Origin of the sequence: Paramesorhizobium endophyticum (assembly GCF_014640615.1) — a bacterium.
Classification (GTDB): domain Bacteria; phylum Pseudomonadota; class Alphaproteobacteria; order Rhizobiales; family Rhizobiaceae; genus Paramesorhizobium; species Paramesorhizobium endophyticum.
Map to the genome: position 1 here is coordinate 1 of NZ_BMHH01000073.1, position 1,423 is coordinate 1,423.

Consider the following 1,423-nt stretch of genomic DNA (forward strand, 5'->3'; position numbering starts at 1 on the left):
TGTTGCAGGAAAACCGCTCGTTGAGGGTGATTTTCCTGCAAAATGCTTTTGCGGTTTTCCGGCTCGGTGAAGCATGATTCACTGGTCTGATCTGCGACAAACCGGAGAATGGCGATGTCGAGGCCACGCGAGCGGCGCGAGACGGGAGAGCAGGATCTGTTCCGCTCCCGGCTGGATCAGATCCTCAACATGAAGCACGAGCTGGTGCGGCTGGCGCGGGCGATCGACTGGCCGCATCTGGAGCAGCGCTTCGGCGAGGTTTATTCCGACCGTCCGGGCATGCCGCCGCTGCCGACCAGACTGATGGCGGGGCTGGCAATCCTGAAGCACAGCTTCAATCTGTCGGATGAGGAACTGTGCGCCCGCTGGGTGGAGAACCCCTACTTCCAGTATTTGTGCGGCGAAGAGTTCTTCCGCCACGAACTGCCCTTCGACCGTTCGTCGATGACGCGCTGGCGCCATCGCATGGGCGAGGAGCGGCTGAGCGCGCTGCTGCAAGAGAGCCTGGCCGTGGCGGTCAAAACGGGAGCGATGCAGCCGCAGGATACGCGGCAGGTGATTATCGATACGACCGTCCAGCCGAAGAACGTGATGTTCCCGACCGATGCGAAGCTTCTCAACCGGGCGCGCGAGCGGCTGGTGAAGCTGGCCAGGAAGAACGGCGTGACGTTACGTCAGACCTATGTCCGGGTCGGCAAGCTGGCGCTGATCCGGCACCAGCGTTACGCCCACGCCAAACAGTTCAAGCGGGCGGGGAAGGCTCTGCGGACGCTCAAGACCTATCTGGGCCGCACCATCCGCGACATCAAGCGCCGAATCGGCGAGGACGAGACGCTGCGCTCCGTCTTCCTCCGGCCGCTCCATCAGGCCCAAACGGTGCTGGAACAGCGGCGAGGCCAGCGCGGGCCAGACAAGATTTACAGTCTGCACGCGCCGGAGGTCGAATGCATTGGCAAGGGCAAGGCGCACAGGCCCTACGAATTCGGCGTCAAGGTCTCCATCGCCACCACGCTGAACCGCTGCAAAGGCGGCCAGTTTGCCCTGCACGCCAAGGCGCTGCCGGGCAATCCCTATGACGGCCATACGCTGGCCACCATCATTCCCGACATGGAGGCGGCCATCGGCAATGAGATCGGACGCATCCTCGCCGATGCCGGCTATCGCGGCCACAATGCGCCGGATAGCCACAAGCTGCGGGTCTTCACCGCCGGTCAGAAGCGCAATGTCACCCCGGCCATCAAGCGCCAGATGCGGCGACGCTCCGCCGTCGAGCCGGTCATCGGCCATATCAAAGCCGAACACCGCATGGACCGCAACTATCTGGCCGGCAAGCAAGGCGACGCCATCAATGCCGTCCTCGCCGCCGCCGGATATAACTTCTCCCTCCTCGTCAAATGGTTGAAGAGCTTGTTGTGGCTGTGGA

1 protein-coding gene is annotated in these 1,423 nt (G+C 63.0%); it reads left to right on the forward strand.

All coding sequences use genetic code 11. The annotated features are described in order from the left end of the window. Positions 1 to 114 precede the first annotated feature (114 nt). On the forward strand, positions 115 to 1,423 hold a 1,309-nt coding region (locus IEX53_RS23600), incomplete at its 3' end, for an IS5 family transposase (protein ID WP_188826608.1).